Origin of the sequence: Selenomonas oralis (assembly GCF_051603425.1) — a bacterium.
Taxonomy (GTDB): Bacteria; Bacillota; Negativicutes; order Selenomonadales; family Selenomonadaceae; genus Selenomonas; species Selenomonas sputigena_A.
On sequence record NZ_CP194411.1, the window covers coordinates 2,321,260 to 2,339,563 of the forward strand.

An 18,304-nucleotide genomic window follows, 5' to 3' on the forward strand; every position below is an offset into this window, starting at 1 on the left:
GTTAAATGGCCTCTTGTGCATAAGAGTAAAGAGTGGGCTGACGCCCACTCTTCAGAACAATCGACTTAAATTGACTTAGGGTATTATATCATTTCCTAGAAGAAATGTAAATACAAAAATCTTATACCTTACAACAGGGCGCATCAGACAAAAACCTCAATCGCCCTTGGTACTGTCTCCACAGTCAGAGGCAAAAAAGTTCCCAATTCGCCGTCAACATCACTTTGCAGCAGCGTATCAGCAGAGATACGGAAGTGTTTTGCCTGTAAATAAAGTACATTTTTTTCCGAAATCCCTCTTCCTGAAACAATTTCTGCGGTCAAAGCCATGAGGTCAGGAATGCTGCATTTTCTCACAAGCAAAAAATCAAGTTTTCCATCGTCGATTTTAGCCTTGGCGGCCACGTTGCTAAAACCTGCCACAACATCGCTATTTACCAGAACAAACAAGAATCCTTCTTCCTCATAACGCTCGCCATCCGCTTCAATGATGAACTTCACAGAGCGAAACCTTGGCAGTTCCCCAATTCCTTTGAGATAATAAGCCATCTTTCCGAGCGCGTTTTTCAACCGTACATCAACCTCATGCGCAATATTCGTCATGACGCCAGCGCTCGCGACATTGATAAAATACTCTTCCCCTATGCGTCCAAGATCGATCCATCTAGTACGCCCCGTTAAAATGTTGTCAATATAATTTTCAAGCCTACCTGCAAGGCCAAGGTGTGTAGCAAAATCGTTCGATGTGCCGCTGCTGAAGATTCCCATTGGTATATTCAGCTCTTCCTTCATGATAATATTTACAATCTCGTGAACCGTCCCATCTCCTCCAGCCGCAATAACACCTTCAGCCCCAGACTCACGTATATAGAGAGGCAAGGTTTGAAGTTCCTTGGCCGTTCGATACAGGTAAAGCATACAACCCCGTTCCTGAAACTTCCAAACCATCTCATCAAGTCTTTGTTTGAAAGATGCATTCCCTGAAACAGGATTATAAACCAGCATCAACCTCTTCATCTACCTGCCTCCTGCTCTGTGCGAAAGAGACCTATACGACGCAAAAAACGAATGCTCAGAGAACCGACGAACGGGACGCGCGCCAGATCCTCTTCCAATAACCCCCCAATCAAAAGGAGTACGGTGAGATAGACAGCAACACCAATAAAGACAGCTCCCATCGTTGCAATCACATTGACCGAAACAGTCCCCATCACGAAATCATAGAAAAGCTTGATTGCTCCTGCCATTACAGCTGCAGCAAAGATTGTTTTCAAAAGTTGAGGAAGCTCCATGCGGTAGCCGATATAGCGCCATATAAAGTAGAGATTGATAATCGCCGCAACCCCCATATCCGCCGCCGTTGCCCATGCTGCCCCCATGATGCCGAGCCAAGGAATGGCTGTCAGAACCCAATTCAAAACAACTTTGACAATCGCCGCCAATATCATATTGATCATCGGAATCGTTGGATGTCCCAATCCCTGCAAAACTGCCGTTGAAACTTGATGCAGCCCAAGGAGAACAATAGAAAACGAAGATACAAGGACAGCGGGGCCTGCACCCGGCGCATTGTAAATCAATGTAGAAATAGGCGTAGCAAGCATAAGAACAACAATGAATGCCGGAAAACAGACAAAATTTGATATGCGTACAGCAGCCGCCGTCTGCCCAAACACGCGCTTCGTATCCTTCAACGCGCGAGCTTCAGAAATTGCAGGCACAATGCTTACAGCGAGCGACGCTGTAAGAATCGTTGCGAGATTTACGAGCGGCACAGCCATGCCCGTAAGATAACCAAAGAGTTCCGTCGCCTGCGGTACCGTATATCCCGCAACCTCAAGCCGTTGCGGCACGATGAGGAGATCAAGATTCGAAACGATTGGCAGCATGATGCTCGCCGCCGATACAGGCAAGGCAAGCGAAAAAATACGCCGGATAATCTTTACAACGGGTACAGGTTTCTCTCCAGGCGGCGGCGCAAGGTGCATGCCATATTCAAGTTCAATATCACGATTCAGTTTCCATTGATAATAAACAAGTACGAAAAGTCCGCCGATCGCACCTGCAAAAGCACCCAGACTTGCACCTGCTGCTGCATAATCAAGCCCCAGTGGTAAAAACAAGCTCGCAAAGAGAACCATCGTTATTACACGAAAAATCTGCTCAACAATCTGTGAAACGGCTGTCGGCGTCATGCGCTGCCATCCTTGCAAATAGCCGCGTGAACTTGCGAGCAGGGTCACAAAAAATATTGTCGGTGCAAGTGCCACAACAGACATATATGCTCTTGGGTCACGAATAAACTGCCATTCAATGAGCCATTGGGCTCCGAAATACGTAAGCACGGAGAAGAAGAGACCTGTAGCTACCATCAAGAGCATAGATATGCGAAAAACACGCCGCGCCCCAAAAACATCTTTAAGCGCCACACGCTCAGCTGTGATAATCGATATGGCAACAGGCACGCCAGCCTGTGAAATCGTCATGGCAAAGAAATAAATCGGAAAAGCCATCTGATATAGACCAATGCCTTCGCCGCCCAAGATGCGCGAAACAAAAATCCAATTCAGGGAACCTATAACCTTGACGACAAAACTCGCCACAGTCAAAATCAATGTCCCTTTCAGAAAACTTTCCGTCTTGCTCTTGCCTGTAAATTGCTGTTTACTGATACGAAACACCGCCTATAACTGTCCTATACACACTTTCCTTTGTGTGCAGCGGACACGAAACTAGCTAAGTTTTGCAAAAAAACTTGGTTGCCTATATAATAGAGATATGTATACTGTGTTATAAGTCCTCACAAAACTTTTCCATGCGAAAAATGCTGATTTTGGGCTTTATGACCATACCCTAAGGCTTGACGTAGGAATTATACCATTTCTATGAAAAATATACCAGAGGAAGAGGACGGCTTTTATGGAAATCAACCTTATTGGCTTCGATATAAATCTCGGCAAAAAGAAACCAGAAAATATCATCAATAAATCAGCCGCCTGTCCTTTCTGTGACCGCAAAAGCCTCACCGGCATCATCGATACAGACGGCGATATTATTCTGCTCAAAAACAAATACAACGTCATTGAGGGTGCCGATCAGTTCGTACTCATTGAAAACAACGTCTGCCATTCCGACATTCCCGACTATTCCCCCGATCATATGCACCGTCTCATCCGTTTTGGTATTCATCATTGGCAGCGGATGCAAGCATCAGGCAATTACGAAACCGTACTCTTCTTCAAGAACTTCGGGCCACTTTCCGGAGGCACACTGCGCCATCCGCATATGCAGATTGTCGGTTTCCATTCACTTGATGCACATTTAACCTTCGACCCCGTGGAATTCGAAGGACTGACCATCCACGAAGAAAAGAATGTTGTATTCAACATATCGACTTGTCCACGTATCGGTTTCGGTGAATTTAATGTTGTGACCAAGAGCAATGCGTCCCTGGACATCGTGGCAGATGACATCCAGATTGCCGTCGATTATCTTATGCATCACTTCAACAAACGGTGCAACAGTTACAACATTTTCTTTTATCAGGACAACCATGCTCTACGTGCCAAGATCATGCCGCGTTTCGCAACATCCCCGCTTTTCATTGGTTACAACATCCGTTTTCGTCCCAACAATTTAGAAGAAATGAAAAACGATGTACAAAAACTGTATTTCAATAAAAAATAGCACACCAAACCAAGTATAGAAAAACCGTGTTGTATCTGAGCATATGCGAGCAACACGGTTTTTCATCGCATATTTTTAATTGTGCAGTGCATTTTCTTAAAGCATAATACAGAAAATGCACCTATTACCATGAAACCCCTCGCGGTCAAGTCCGAAAAGAGCATACCGATTGAGCGCTTTCCCCTAAGAGCAACGCACAATATCCACAACGTAGAGGTTTGTACATGGAATTTACAATCCTAACTTTCGGCTATAATCGCCAAGATAACGTTCAAAATTCACCCCATAACGGATATCCGTTCCGGCTTCCTTTGTCCATGCGATGCATTCCACTGTATAATCCACAGCAATACGCGCCGCAGACACCATATCCTTGCCGCTCACTGCCGCACCGACGAAAGCACTGCCAAAAACATCCCCTGTGCCATGATAACTGCCGGGGATATTCCGCCCTAGAACATAATGAATATTTCCCTTGCCCACATCATAGACTGCCGCCCCCAATTCCTTTTCATCAAAATAAACCCCCGTCAATACAATGCCCTGAACAGGAATTTCCTTGACTAGGCGGTGCAGAAGCCCTTCCACATAGTCGTGTGTATACGGGCCTTCCTGATATTCCTCACCGAGCATAAATGCCGCTTCCGTCATATTAGGTAAAATCACATCCGCCTTGCTGCAAAGACCTTTCATCGCAGGGGGGAATGTGTCATCAAAAATCGTGTACAGTTTGCCGCCATCTGCCATAACAGGATCGACCACAAGAAGCGTGTCCTTATCCGCCAAAGCAGAAAACGCATCACCCACCAACTGGATTTGCTCAAAGGAACCAAGAAACCCCGTATAAATTCCATCAAATTTTAAATGCAGAGACTGCCAGTGTGTAATAATCGGAGAGATATCTTCTGTCAAGTCACGGTAAGTAAACCCTGTGAACCCCCCCGTATGGGTCGATAATACTGCCGTAGGCAATACCGAACATTCAACCCCCGCCGCTGAAACAATCGGCAAAGCTACTGTCAGTGAGCATTTACCCACACCGGAAATGTCATGAATCGCTAACACTCTTTTTTGTCTTTCCATTCGATTTGCGTCTCCTTTTCCGCCTGTAAAAGCATGATACTTTGAGCCAGGCACCTCATCGGTCGTCAAGCTACGCAGGTTACCCATAGAAACCAACGCATTTCTATGGCTTTTCGGCGACATGCATGCACAACAGATATCATTCTACTACTAATTATTTCCTCTTACCAGAGCATAAACCGAAAATTCCTATACGTCAAGCATCATGAATAATTGGACGTGTATAAGAGTTTCTCTAAGCGCCACATTTCACTTTCATCGATATATTTTTTGCACGACGCTCACGTTTGACCATAGAAAATCCCCCTTCAGTAGATTTCAGTTATTTCCTTATCTACTTAAGGGGGATTATATCCAATTTTATCCTTCCTGCAACAATATATCCTATATTCTATAGGATATATTGTTGCTCTCTATCCTTCCATCAGTTTTGCTACTCGTAAACGCCGCACCAAAAACCCAGATGACGCCGCGCGTAAGCATTGGTCAAAGACGAGCGCAATCCATGCTCCCAAGATGCCAAGACCCATTCCGTAGAGCAGGAATGCCGTGAAGATCGGGCGTAAAAAGGTCACGCTGACAAAGTAGCACATCGCCACCTGCCCTGTCTTGCCGCTGCCGCGCAGGACTCCGGCAAAAATCAGTGCGAAAGCTTCTGGGAAGCTCACTGCCGCAACGAAGAGCATAATGGGCGTTCCCATGGTGATGACCGCAGGATTGCGATCGTAGAAACCGATGATGGAACTTGAGAAAACTGCCGTCAATACGGCTGCCAGCAAAGAGAATACAGTTCCCCACCGGACACCTGCACGTAGGTAAGCGCGCCAACCGTGTACGCGGCGTGCGCCGCACGACTGGCCGGCAAGCACCATGCTCGCCTTGCCCATGCCTTGAGCGAAGCCATAGTAAAGGTCGCAGAAGTTCATGCAGATACTGTGCACGGCAAAGGGAATCGTGCCAAGTTCCACAGCCATGCGCGAATAGAGAACCATGCCGACGCGCTCGCAGCCCATCTCACCAAAAATCCCGGCAAAGAGACTGCCGAATTCCCGCAAGAACGGCACGCTGGGAAAAATCTTCTGCATCCCACGAAAAATTCCCAAGCGGAAAAGTGCGACAAGCGTCGCAAGGAAAGCAAACATCGAGCCTAAGAGTGTGGCAATCGCCGCGCCTTCGACCCCAAGCGCCGGAAACGGCCCGAGGCCGAAAATCAGGAACGCATTGCCTATGACATTGAGGACGTTGCTCGTCACATTGACGGCAAGTACGAGCGCTGTATTGCCGAAGCCGATGAGCACGGCCTGCAGAAGTGTCGCCATGGACAGAAAGAATACTGCCGCAACAGCAATCGCTGCATAGCTGTGTGCAAGAGCGAAATACTCCTCTTTTGCTCCCATGAGGAGAAGCACATCGTCTACGAAGAGAAAGGCTGCAAGGTGCATGACAGCAAGAACCGGCATCGTGATGAATACCGAATGCAGAAGAGTCTCCCCCGCTTCTTGCCGCCTTCCCGCCCCGACATGACGTGCCACCAAGAGCACGACTACGGAGGCAAAGGAACGCGCAACGGTCAGAAGCACCATACGCGGCTGCTCGAAGACACCGATTGCCGCAATGGACAGCGTGCCCAAGGCGCCGACCATGACGAGATCCGCCATGCCCAAGAGATTCATGAATACGCCTTCCATGGCGGCAGGCATAGCGATTGCGAGATACTTGCGATCGTGAGAGGTCAATGTCATAAATCGTCCCAAGCCCCTTTGTTTCCAGCTCGTCACATAATTACCGTTGCCAATTATACAACAAAGCCTTCCTTGCAACAAGACGATAATAAAAATCTTTTTCTTTTTAAGAATATCATCGTCAACTGCACGATTCGTTTCAGGCGCCCTTTGTCTCTTCTTGATCTTTTGCAAAAAGGTGACATGCTACGATATGTCCCTCGGAAAGTTCCATGCGAGCAGGCTTCTTTTCCTTGCAGACCGGCATGCACTTGTCACAGCGATTCTGAAAAGGACAGCCCTTGGGCACATCGAGCGGACTTGGAATCTCGCCGCGAAGAAGCTGAACGTCCGCCTTGCCCTTGGGCTGCAGCGGAAAGACCGACTTCATCAAGGCCTGCGTATAGGGATGCTTCGCCTTGGGCAGATCCTTTGCGCGCAGGATTTCGACGACATTGCCTAGATACATGACGACGACGCGGTGCGTGAGCAGCGCGACGAGCGCCAGGTCATGGCAGATGAAGAGGATGGAGATGCCCTTCTCCTTCTGCAGTTTTGCCAGAAGTTCGACGACCTTTTCCTGTACGGAGACGTCGAGCGCACTCGTCGCCTCATCGCAGACGAGGATTTCCGGCTCAAGCGCCAATGCGCGTGCGATGCCGACGCGCTGCCTTTGCCCGCCGCTCATATTGCCGGGATAACGCTCAGCAAATTCGGAGGGAAGCTCGACGAGGTTCAAGAGCTCTTTCGCCTTTTCCGCTGCACTCGTCTTCAAAAGTCCGAAATTGCGCAAGGGTTCGGCAAGGATGTCCTTGATCTTCATTTTGGGATTGAACGCCGTGCCGGGATCTTGAAAGACCATCTGGATATTGCGGCGATTTTGCCGCGCCTCTTCTCCCGTTAGAGATGTAATTTCTTTATCCTGAAAGAAAATCTTTCCCTCCGTCGGTTTGTGAAGCTGCATGAGCGTTTTTACCAGCGTGCTCTTGCCGCAGCCGCTTTCTCCTACGATGCCGAGAGTCTCCCCCTTGTAGAGGGAGAAACTCACATCGTCGCAGGCTGTAAGTGAGCGGCCGTCGGCTGTGGGGAAACGCTTCGTGATATGCTCGATGCGCAGGACTTCTTTGTTTTCAGCCGGCATACGACATACCTCCAATCTGCGGCACAGAATGCAGGAGTTCCTTCGTATAGTTCGCCTGCGGATTTTCAATGATTGCCTGGGAAGTTCCCTCTTCCACGACATGCCCGTTCTGCATGACCATGATTTTGTCCGACATGTAAGTAGCAACACCGAGGTTATGCGTGACGAGGATGATGGCTGTACCGTCCTCGCGGCAGATTTTCATCAGTTCTTTGACCACCTGCGCCTGCGTCGTGACGTCGAGCGCCGAAGTCGGCTCGTCCGCCAAAAGCAGCTGCGGACGGAAGAACATTGCCATAGCGACGCCGACACGCTGACGCATGCCACCGGAAAGCTCAAAAGGAAAGCTGTCCATGATGGTATCAGGATTTGGAAGCTGCATCTTTTCCAGCATTTCCTTCGCCTCTTTTTTTGCTTTCTCCGGACCCATTGAGCTGTGCTCAAGGATGTACTCGACAAACTGACTGCCGATCGTGCGGATGGGGTTCATCATACTGCCGCTGTCCTGGAAGATCATCGAGATGTTGCGCCCACTGATGTCACGCCACATCTTCGGCGTATTTTCCAGCATATTCATGCCGGAAAAAATGATCTCGCCTTCATTCACGTGCCCCTCGTGGGGGAGGCAGCCCAAGACTGCGCGTATGACGCTGGTCTTGCCGCTGCCGCTCTCTCCCACAAGTGACAATACTTCGCCGGAATCGAGGGAAAAACTTATGCCATGCACCATCTCGGTGCCGGCATATTGGATATGGAGGTTTTTGACCTCAAGAAGCATATCGTTCTTCCTTTCTCCTTACTTCGCCGGACGGATCTTGTTCGTGATCCAATAGTAGTCGGACGGATACATCGTCGCACCCGTGATCTTCGTCGAGCTGATGATGTTCGTCTCGGGGTAGCCGAGGAAGAGCGCAGCTGCATCGTTCAAGAGAATCTGCTGCATCTCGATCATGAGCTGACGGCGCTTCGCCGGATCAAACTCGACAGCAAGAGCCGCGCACTTTGCATCGTACTCGGGGTTGCTGTAGCCCGAACCGTTCTGCTGGTTGTCGCCGTCCTTGTTCGTGCGCCAGTACCAGTTGAGATAAATCTCGGGATCGCCCGTATTTGCCGTGATGATATTGGAAATCAGCAGGTCATACTCGCCGTTGATACCGATCTTGTCGAGCAGATTGTAGTCGACCGTCTTCACCTTAATGTCGAAACCGATCTTCTTGCCGTCCGCCTGCACGGCTTCCGCATAGATCGGCAGTTCGGCGCGGCTGTTGTAGACGATGAAGTCGACGCTCAGAGGCTTGCCGTCCTTGTCGCGGATGCCGTCGCCGTCCGTATCCTTCCAGCCTGCCTCATCAAGCAGCTTCTTGGCACGCTCGATATCGTAGTGGTTAGGGTCGGAAAGCTGATCAAAACCATAATCAAGGGAAGGAGGAACAGGAGCCTTGCCTTCGATGAAGGTGCCCTTCAAGATCACTTCGTTGTACGATTTGCGGTCACACATGCTGATGAACGCAGCGCGAACCTTGGGATCGCCGAGGATGCCCTTTTCATTGATGCGCGCGAGCACCGTGCGTAGCGAGGCAATCTTGTCGACATGATACTTGCCCGTATCGTTGAACAAGCCGACGTCGCCCGGGGCGATGTTCACAGCCATGTCCACTTCACCGGACTGGAGCGCCATGGCGCGCGTATTCGGATCGTCGATCGAAGGAATCTCCACCGTTTCGAACGGCACCTCGCCGTCCCAGTAATTGGGATTTTTTTTCATGACTGCCTTTTCTTTGACGAAGGATTCGCAGACGTAAGGCCCCGTGCAGATCGGTCCCTGCTTTGCAAAGTCGCGATCCTTTTCCGCCGACACATCGACGATGAGGAAGAGCGGGTCGGCGAGGTAGCCGGGCATACTCGGCGCCGGCTTGTCCGTCGTGATGATGAGATTCTGTCCTTCCGCCTTCATCTCCGTGTACTTGAAGAACGTCGCGGCGCGCGTGTTCTTGGCAAAGGCGCGCTCGATGGAGGCCTTGACAGCCTCTGCCGTCAGCGGGTTCCCGTTCGAGAACTTCACGCCGTCGCGGATCTTGAACGTCCACGTGAGCTTGTCGTCGCTGATCGTCCATTTCTCTGCGAGCCACGGCTGGATGTTCATCTTCTCATCAAACTTCGTCAGCGTCTCGCCCATACCGTAGCGCATGACGACCCAGCCGAAAGCATTTTCCGTCGGCTCAAGAGAGTCCGCGAAGTTCGTCACGCCGACGCGCAAGGTATCCTTCGAAGCCTCTTTGCCGCCGCAGCCTGCGAATACCGCCACGGACAAACACGCCGCCATGGCAACAGAAAGCAGCTTCTTCCACTTTTTCATTAAATTTCAGCCTCCTAAAATCATAAGACATCGTAAAACCATCAGCTTGCCTTGTTTGGATCAAGCCAGTCGCGCAACGCATCTCCCCACAGATTGAACACAGCGACGACGAGGACGATGGCGGCGCCGGGGAACAGCATGAGCCACGGCGCCGTCTGCAGTGCCTGCCTGCCTTCGTTGAGCATGAGCCCCCATTCCGGCGTCGGCGGTTGCGCGCCAAAGCCCAGGAACGAAAGACCTGCCAGCTCCATCATCATCGCCCCGATATCGACGGCTGCCGTCACCAGTATGATGGAAAGGATATTGGGCGCGATATGGCGGAAAAACATCTGCACGGGACGCGTGCCGTTCGTCACAGCCGCCGCGATATAATCCTGCTGGCGCACCTTCAGCGTCATGCTGCGCGCCAGGCGTGCATACTTCGTCCAACCGACGGCGACAAGGGCGAGGATGGCATTGACCACGCTGCCGCCCATCATGCCCGCAATGGCGATCGCCAGCACGATGCCCGGAAAGGCGAGGAACATATCGGCAAAGCGCATGATGATCGTATCCACCTTGCCGCCGACATAGCCGGCAACGACGCCGATGGCAGAGCCGATGCCGGCGATGAGGATGACGACCGTCAAAGACATGAACACCGATATGCGCGCGCCGTAAATCACGCGCGTAAAGAGATCGCGCCCGAGTTTATCCGTTCCGAACCAATGCTCGGCGGAAGGCGGCAGAAATGCCTGCTGCATCGACGACTCATAGGGATCCTGCGTCAAGATGAAGGGCGCGAGAAGCGCTGTGAGGAAGATCAACCCTGCCAATATGGAATAGAAGCGCAGGAGCTTTGCGTCCTTGCTCATGATTTCGCCCCCTTCTTCAGGCGCGGATCAAGATATACATAGGACAGATCCACAAGGAAGTTGACCACCATGTAGAAGATGGCTGTCCAGAGAACGAATCCCTCCAACAACGGATAGTCTCGCATCTCGATCGCCCGCACCGCCAGGCGGCCTATGCCGGGCCAGCCGAAGACGATCTCGACGATCGCCACACCGCCCAAGAGCCAGCCTAGAGCCAAACCGAAGAGCGTGATGAGCGGCAAAAACGCATTGGGCAGCACATGGCGCCACAGAATGCGCTGCATGGACAGACCGCGAGCCTTGGCGCCGATGACGTAATCCTGACTGAACTCTTCGAGCACGGCGGTACGCACCTGCCTCGTATACTTGGAAGACAGGAGGATCGCCAGGGTTGCAGACGGAAGAATCAGCCCTTCCAGAGTGACCTCGCCGCCCGAAATCGGGAACAGTCCCAATTTCAAACCGAAGACAAAGAGAAGCAGCAAGCCGACCCAGAAGCTTGGCATCGAAACGCCGAGAAAGGACACGCCGCGAATCAAATAATCCGGCCAACGGTTGCGATATAAAGCTGCGATGACTCCGCAAGGCACAGAAACGACGAGCATCATCAAGGTTGCTGTTCCTGCCAAAAGCAGCGTGCCGAGAAGATTCTGCTCAAGCTTTTCAGCAACCGGCATCTTGGCGGAATAGCTCATGCCCATATCGCCATGCAGCAAGCCGGAAAGCCAGTGCAGATACTGCTCATGGAAGGGACGGTCAAGCCCCAATTCGTGACGTGTCTTTTCGATAGTTTCCTGCGACACCATCGTATCGCCGGTCTCCAGGATCATCTCTACAGGATCACCGGGAGCGAGATACGTCAGACCGAATGTCAAGAATGTAACGCCCAAAAGCGTGATGAGCATCTGACACAGGCGACGTATCAAATCTTTTCCTTTCAATGCAATACCTCATCTCCTTACAAAATCAAAAATTACTCCTGCAAAATCCTCCCGAAATCTCAGCGAAGGATTTTTATTCAGAAACGCAGATCTTGCGGCGTTTCCATAAGAAAACCGCATGTCCATCGACCAACGACAGGACATGCGGTGCTTCCCACAAAGCGCGGAATACCAAGGACATATTCCCCCATCGGAATACGCCTTGGCATCCATCTCCCCATCTCTCGTAAGTCAAGCAATGAATCTTATCATAAGCAGGCTTTCTGGCTCTCGGATCATCGTTTGTTTCCGTCTTCCCGGGTTTTCCCCAGTGACATGTCAGGAAGTGCCGATGCATTCAGCACTTTCATCAGAAACAGCGATTTCAGCGCTTCCCATGGAAACAAATTCCCCGATTACAGCTGCGGGACAGCATGGGTCTTTCACCCATTTTCCTCTCATCGCTCGCCGATATAGGTCGGCGACACTTATGACGTACCGTATGAAGTTTTATATTACTGAAAGTAATTATACATCATATAAAAGTGTGTAGCAAGAAAAAGATACAAGATTTTCTTTGGAAACAACTATTTTGATTTGCAAGAATTACCTTATTTTTAATGTTCTAATTGACGATTGAGGAAATCCCGACCAAAAATCTTCAGCGTATAATAAAGTCCTATGAAAAACGGGATATACTCCGCAATAAGACGCCAGCAAACGGCAAGAATACCAACGGTACCTGCCGGAACGGAATCAGCGAAAAGAAAGACAAAGCCTCCTTCAGCAATTCCTGAGCCGCCTGGGGTAGGTGTGAAATAGAGCAGCATATTAAGAAAAATCATGCGACCCATGACAGTATACCAATCGGCATCCGTCACGCCAAGTCCAAGGAGAAGACACGGTACAATCGCATAGATAAATATGAGACTGAGTCCCGATTCAAAAAAAATGCGTATCATACTTTTAGGCGACGATGCAAGAAGATGTACACCGGTCTTAATGTCGCGATAAAATGCCATAATTTTTTTTCTGCGTTCGTCCTTTGCATGTTTTGTGAAGCGCAGTACAACATAATCGAGGACATTCGTACGAGCTGCCGCAACAATCAGCATGATAACGATAAAAGCCGCAATGGAAATCAACATCAATGTATGGTTATCAATCCCTGGCAAAATACCTGTATCATGGAGAAAAATGAACGGCATACAACAAATAAGAAAGAGAATCGAAACCAGTGTCCGCACAATGACAAGCACTGTCGCTTTGCCTGCGGGAATTCCCGCATGACGCAAAAACATGAGTTGGGCGACTGCCCCTCCCGTTGCGCCAGGTGTCAAAAGCGCAAGAAAGTAGTTACCAAAAACAACTTGTACGGCCTGGGACAGCGTAATTTTTTCATCTGAAATTTTCACAAGATGCATGAGACGCGTACCGTCAAGCGTCAGCCCAAGTCCCACACAGATAAGCGCAAGTACAATCGACCAAGGTTTAAACGCCGTAAGGTTTGTAAGCGTATTGATATCAACAGTGGAATAGATAACCGCACCAGAGATAATGAAAACAAGCAAAAGCGGCAAAACAAAGCGCTTGCAGAACATCTTCATGCGATACCTCCTCCTGTACAGCTATCAAACATCCGACCATTGATCTACTCACTGTGCCCCACAAACTCCTCATGGCTCGCATAAGCACTATGGTTATGAATAGACTCAAAATTCTCGCAAACAACAGAAAACCAATGCAGTCCTTGCAAGGGACGCAAGACAAGCACAATATCGCGCAGAATATCCTCGACAAACTTCGGCCGCTCATAAGCCTTTTCCGTCACATACTTTTCATCCTCACGTTTCAACAGAGGATAGATCGAACACGAAGCTTGGTCTTCTACTAAAGCAGCCAAATCCTCGATAAAAATGCATGATGCGGATGGTCTGAATTCGACAACAACTTGTAAAAGACTTCTCTGGTTATGCGCACCATAACGCGCAATTGCCTTACTGCACGGACAAAGCGACGTAGCCGGAACGGTGACGCCAAGACGAAACGCCATCGGCTCTCCCGACTTCTTCTCTCCCTCAAAGAAGCAGTCCAAATCCAGAACAGATTTTTTACCGCTCACAGGTGCCCTTTTAGCAATAAAATATTTGAAAGAAAGCCTCAGTTTTGCTGTTTGTGCCTCAAGACGAACGAGTGCTTCCTCCAGCATCTCCTCCATCTCTTTTTCTGCCACAGGTTTGTCGCACCAGCGATGAAGAATCTCCAGGAAGCGGCTCATATGTGTTCCCTTGTATTCCTTCGGCAAAGAAACGGTAAAACGAATACGTGCCAAAACTTCTTGGAAACCGCCGCACTTCTCTTTGACGCGAAACGGCAGATGTGCATCCTTGATGCCGACATGCTGTATATCGATACCACGTTCATCCGCATTTTTCTGTATATCTTTCAACATGATTTTTCATCATCCATCATTTTATTTCGTATTCAACGGGATCATCAATTCCAGCTTGTTGGAAGCCCTGCAAACGCAGCTTGCAGCTGTCACAGATGCCGCAGGCTTTTTCCCCGCCCTTATAGCAGCTGTGCGTAAGCTCCAGCGGCGCCTTGAGGCGTACTGCCAGAAGAATAATATCCTTCTTTGAAAGTTGCTGCAAAGGTGTCATGATCTCGATGCGTTCACCTTTATGAGCAGCTTTCGTCGAATAATCGGCAAGAATTTGAAAATGGTCGATAAATTCCGGACGGCAGTCCGGATAGCCCGAATAATCAACGCTGTTCACACCAATGTAGATACGATGCGCTCCTATCACTTCAGCATATCCTAAGGCATAGCTGAGAAAAATCAAATTGCGTGCAGGAACATAGGTGATCGGGATATCCGTACGCGATACTTCTCCCTCGGGCACGTCGATTGCTTTGTCTGTCAACGCCGAACCGCCAATCGTCTCCATATTGGTTTCAATGATAAGATGCTTTTTTACGTTATAAAAGGCTGCAACTTTCTGTGCCCCATCGAGTTCTATGCTGTGTCTTTGATGGTAATTGAAACTGATCGGGTAGATCTCAAACCCCTTTTCCGCAGCCACAGCCATGCAGGTCGTAGAATCAAGCCCACCCGAAAGCAAAACAACCGCTTTTTCCATTTTCCTCTCCTTAACCACGAATCGCTTGGACAGCAGCTTTGATATCGGGCGCGCCATAAACGGCAGAACCGGCAACGAGAACATTGGCTCCCGCTTCGCGCACCAGCGGTGCTGTCTCCGCATTGATGCCGCCGTCAACCTCAATATCAAGGATAAAACCATTTTCTTCCACGGTATGACGCAAAATCGAAATTTTTTCCAACATGGAAGGGATAAATTTCTGCCCTCCGAAACCAGGATTAACTGTCATGATGAGTGCCATATCGATATCTTCCATGAGCTCCTCAAGCATGACCAGCGGCGTCGCAGGATTAAGCGCCACACCCGCCTTGCACCCCAAAGATTTGATTTGCTGCACAAGGCGGTGTGCATGGCGCACTGCTTCGATGTGAAACGTGATGATATCTGCCCCCGCCTCGGCAAAAGCGATAACCTGTGTCTCGGGATGCTCCACCATCAAATGCACATCAAAAACCGCCTTGGAACACTTGCGAAGCGATTGCACAACAGGTGAGCCAAGCGTGATATTGGGCACAAACGTACCGTCCATGACATCGATGTGTACATACTCCGCACCAGCTTCCTCAATACGTCCGATTTCTTCGGCCAAACGTGCAAAATCAGCAGAAAGAATAGACGGTGCAACTTTAATCATCGATATACCTTCTTTCTAGCCGCACTTTCCTGCAGCATTTCCAAATACGACGTATAGCGGGACACACTTATTTTCCCCTGATTTAGAGCCTCTTTCACAGCACAGCCTGGTTCATGGCTGTGTGTACAAGTATTGAACCGGCATGCATTCAGAAAAGGACGAAATTCCGGAAAGAACGATGCAAGTTCGGCCGGCGTGATATCGGCCAATTCTGTCGCACTAAATCCCGGTGTATCAACGAGAAAGCCATCAACAAACGGCAGAAGCTGTGCAACCCGCGTTGTATGACGCCCACGCTTTATTTTCTCGCTTACAGAGCCGATCGAAAGATACCATCCCGGTGATATTGCATTTAAAAGCGAAGACTTGCCAACACCGGAAGGACCGGCAAAAACACTCGTCTTGCCCGTCACTGTTCTTTTCAGTTTTTCAATGCCCTTGCCTGTTTGAGCAGAGAGAGAAAGCACATCATAGCCAATCGCCGTATAGGAATCGATAATTTTTTGTAAATCAGGTGCGCCTTCTGTTACTAAATCTGATTTGTTGATACAGAGAAGAATGTGTCTTATACCTGACCATTCGGCAAGAACAAGAAACCGATCGACCAGTACTTCATTGATGTCGGGATGGCATGCAGCGAAGACGAGCACAACTTGATCAACATTGGCAACGGCAGGGCGGCGCAAGAGGTTTTTTCTCTCGCCACGCCGCTCTATAACACCCGTACCATCCGAAAGAAGTTCAAGTTCCACCTCGTCGCCGGGCACAACAGCGATACGAGCCTTCTTGAGCCGCCCACGCAATTTGGTAGCAACAATTCCTTCTGCCGTATCAACATAGAAAAAGCTATTCTGGGCTCTGAGCACTGTTCCCTTCAACAAACTGCCCTCCCGTCCTTCTTCGCTGCAATTTCGGCATCTTGCCGGTCTATTATATGCCAAACATTCAACCCTATTTTCGCCTACTATTTTAGAAATTCGTTTTGCCGCTGTCTGCATCCTTATTTGGAGCTCTCCCATCCTTGCTGTCCGAATTTTTTTCCTTTGTTTTTGAAGAAGACTTCTCTCCCGCGCTCGCAATCACAAGGTCAACAGAGCTGCCTTCCTCAACCTCACTGCCTGCGGATGGATTTTGACGAATCACTGTGCCTGAAGCCTGTTGGCTCTTTTCTTGCGTCACGGATCCCACATGCAGACCGCGTCCCTTAATGGCTGCAGCAGCAGCCTCTTCTTTTCCGCCAACGACACTCGGCACTGCAACTTTGCGTATACGCTCACCTTTGCTGATAACGAGATCGACGACCTGTCCCTTGCTAATCTTCGTTCCTGCACGCGGATCCTGTCCAATAACCTGCCCTTTAGGCTGTGATGAATACTCCTCTGTCACAACACCAATCTTCAGGCCAACCTGTGAAAGTTTATCCTCTGCCTCAGATTTCTGGATTCCCTTGAGCTCAGGCATACTGACCTCTTCACCGCCTTTGCTCACATAAATGGTCACCAGACGCTCTTCCTTGACTGTCGCTCCTCCCTCAGGATCTTGTTTTGCGACTTGACCTACCGGCACATTGGAATCATAAATTTCCGCAATATCTACACGCAGTTTCTTATCTTCAAGTTTTTGTTTCGCAACAGCAAGTGTCTGTCCGGTCACATCAGGCACAACAACTTCCGCTCCACTCCAAAATTTCCCATAAGAAAGGAATGCTCCCGTAAAAAAACCGAAGAAAAGCACTAAAAGGAGCGCTCCCAAAAACAGTTTGGAGCGATATGCCGGTTTTGAATTAGGATGGTGCGCAGGAGCTTCCCGTCGCTCGTCCATTGGGGACGGCGAGAGAAGCGGCGATTCAATTTCAGCCTCACGCACACGAGGCAATACTTGCGTTGCATAGGGATCGTTTATCATCGGTGCTCCAATCCCGAGAGCTGATTCATCCTGCACGATTTGGCGTACAACAGCCGCACTGTCCGGACGCTGGTTTGGATCTTTTGCCATAAGCCCTGCAACAAGCACTTCGACAAAGGGTGGAATAGAAGCATCGATCGATGCAATAGGAAGCGGTTCTTCCTGCAAATGCTTGAGGGCAATTCCTACGGGTGTTTCACCTGTAAAGGGAAGTTGCCCTGTCAACATTTCGTAAAGTACGACTCCAAGAGAGTAGACATCAGATTTCGGCGTAATCAAGGATCCCTTCGCCTGTTCCGGTGAAAAATAATGTACAGAACCAACGATGTTTCCTGTATATGTTGATGTAACAGAACTTACGGCGCGCGCAATGCCGAAATCCGCAACTTTCACTCGGCCATCGTCCATCACAAGAATATTATGTGGCTTGATGTCGCAATGAACAAGTCCATTTTCATGTGCATGCTGCAAGGCTTCAGCAATCTGCCGCGCAATGCCCAAAGCTGCCGGAACAGACAAGTGTCCCTCCGCATCAAGCCTATCCTTAAGCGTTTGACCCGAAACGTATTCCATAACGATATAGTGACAATTTTCTTCCTGCCCAACATCGTAAATATTGACGATATTCGGATGCGACATCTTGGCCGCTCCCTGCGCCTCGCGTTGAAAGCGCGCCACGAACTCTGCATCACTTGCGAACTGGGCATGCAGTACCTTTACTGCCACTGTGCGATCCAAGAGCTTGTCATGCGCTTTATATACATCTGCCATACCGCCGCTTCCCACAAGTTCCAGCAACTCGTAGCGATTGCCTAAAGTGCGTTGTTCCATGGCCAAGCC

16 protein-coding genes and 1 riboswitch are annotated in these 18,304 nt (G+C 49.6%); of the genes, 1 reads left to right on the forward strand and 15 read right to left on the reverse strand.

Annotated features, from left to right (window positions below; translation table 11 throughout):
• Positions 1-143 precede the first annotated feature (143 nt).
• Both ACRTGH_RS10990 and ACRTGH_RS10995 read right to left on the reverse strand, forming a co-directional pair.
• Complete coding sequence (locus ACRTGH_RS10990; protein ID WP_368845994.1) at positions 144-1,016, reverse strand: diacylglycerol/lipid kinase family protein; 873 nt, start codon at positions 1,014-1,016, stop codon at positions 144-146.
• A complete protein-coding gene (locus ACRTGH_RS10995) occupies positions 1,013-2,680 on the reverse strand; it encodes a putative polysaccharide biosynthesis protein (RefSeq protein WP_368845993.1) in 1,668 nt (555 codons plus the stop codon). Before ACRTGH_RS10995 ends, ACRTGH_RS10990 begins: the two co-directional genes overlap by 4 nt.
• Before the next feature lie 238 nt (positions 2,681-2,918).
• Here ACRTGH_RS10995 and ACRTGH_RS11000 point away from each other — a divergent pair, with 238 nt between their 5' ends.
• Positions 2,919-3,686, forward strand: a complete 768-nt coding sequence (locus tag ACRTGH_RS11000; RefSeq protein ID WP_368845992.1) for a DUF4931 domain-containing protein — start codon at positions 2,919-2,921, stop codon at positions 3,684-3,686.
• Positions 3,687-3,917: 231 nt separating this feature from the next.
• On the opposite strand, the gene ACRTGH_RS11005 is transcribed toward ACRTGH_RS11000, so the two are convergent.
• From ACRTGH_RS11005 to pknB, 13 genes are all read right to left on the reverse strand, one after another.
• Positions 3,918-4,769 carry a pyridoxamine kinase gene (locus ACRTGH_RS11005; RefSeq protein WP_368845991.1) on the reverse strand — a complete coding sequence of 284 codons (852 nt, stop codon included), beginning with the start codon at positions 4,767-4,769 and terminating at the stop codon, positions 3,918-3,920.
• Positions 4,770-5,182: 413 nt separating this feature from the next.
• Positions 5,183-6,511: an MATE family efflux transporter gene (locus tag ACRTGH_RS11010; protein ID WP_368845990.1), complete on the reverse strand. Its 1,329-nt coding sequence runs from the start codon at positions 6,509-6,511 to the stop codon at positions 5,183-5,185.
• Between the two features lie 139 nt (positions 6,512-6,650).
• Positions 6,651-7,631, reverse strand: a complete 981-nt coding sequence (locus ACRTGH_RS11015; RefSeq protein ID WP_368845989.1) for an ABC transporter ATP-binding protein — start codon at positions 7,629-7,631, stop codon at positions 6,651-6,653.
• Positions 7,621-8,409: an ABC transporter ATP-binding protein gene (locus ACRTGH_RS11020; protein WP_368845988.1), complete on the reverse strand. Its 789-nt coding sequence runs from the start codon at positions 8,407-8,409 to the stop codon at positions 7,621-7,623. Before ACRTGH_RS11020 ends, ACRTGH_RS11015 begins: the two co-directional genes overlap by 11 nt.
• An 18-nt stretch (positions 8,410-8,427) precedes the next feature.
• Complete coding sequence (locus ACRTGH_RS11025) at positions 8,428-9,987, reverse strand: ABC transporter substrate-binding protein (protein WP_368845987.1); 1,560 nt, start codon at positions 9,985-9,987, stop codon at positions 8,428-8,430.
• A 41-nt stretch (positions 9,988-10,028) separates the two neighbouring features.
• The gene (gene nikC / locus ACRTGH_RS11030; protein WP_368845986.1) at positions 10,029-10,841 is read right to left on the reverse strand and encodes a nickel transporter permease; all 813 of its coding nucleotides are present in this window, start codon (positions 10,839-10,841) and stop codon (positions 10,029-10,031) included.
• Entirely contained in the window at positions 10,838-11,782 is a 945-nt protein-coding gene (gene nikB / locus ACRTGH_RS11035; RefSeq protein WP_368845985.1) for a nickel ABC transporter permease, read from the reverse strand. Before nikB ends, nikC begins: the two co-directional genes overlap by 4 nt.
• Positions 11,783-12,018: 236 nt before the next feature.
• A riboswitch (cobalamin riboswitch) is annotated at positions 12,019-12,268 on the reverse strand.
• Positions 12,269-12,378: 110 nt separating this feature from the next.
• A complete protein-coding gene (locus ACRTGH_RS11040; protein WP_368845984.1) occupies positions 12,379-13,368 on the reverse strand; it encodes a lysylphosphatidylglycerol synthase transmembrane domain-containing protein in 990 nt (329 codons plus the stop codon).
• A 44-nt stretch (positions 13,369-13,412) separates the two neighbouring features.
• A complete protein-coding gene (gene folE2, locus ACRTGH_RS11045; RefSeq protein WP_368845983.1) occupies positions 13,413-14,213 on the reverse strand; it encodes a GTP cyclohydrolase FolE2 in 801 nt (266 codons plus the stop codon).
• A 16-nt stretch (positions 14,214-14,229) separates the two neighbouring features.
• Complete coding sequence (queC, locus tag ACRTGH_RS11050) at positions 14,230-14,904, reverse strand: 7-cyano-7-deazaguanine synthase QueC (RefSeq protein ID WP_368845982.1); 675 nt, start codon at positions 14,902-14,904, stop codon at positions 14,230-14,232.
• Between the two features lie 10 nt (positions 14,905-14,914).
• Entirely contained in the window at positions 14,915-15,559 is a 645-nt protein-coding gene (rpe, locus tag ACRTGH_RS11055) for a ribulose-phosphate 3-epimerase (protein ID WP_368845981.1), read from the reverse strand.
• Positions 15,556-16,440 (reverse strand): ribosome small subunit-dependent GTPase A, encoded by an 885-nt coding sequence (gene rsgA / locus ACRTGH_RS11060; protein ID WP_368845980.1) that lies wholly within the window; start codon positions 16,438-16,440, stop codon positions 15,556-15,558. The genes rpe and rsgA overlap by 4 nt, the downstream gene beginning before the upstream one ends.
• A gap of 88 nt (positions 16,441-16,528) precedes the next feature.
• Positions 16,529-18,295 carry a Stk1 family PASTA domain-containing Ser/Thr kinase gene (gene pknB, locus ACRTGH_RS11065; protein ID WP_368845979.1) on the reverse strand — a complete coding sequence of 589 codons (1,767 nt, stop codon included), beginning with the start codon at positions 18,293-18,295 and terminating at the stop codon, positions 16,529-16,531.
• Positions 18,296-18,304 lie beyond the last annotated feature (9 nt).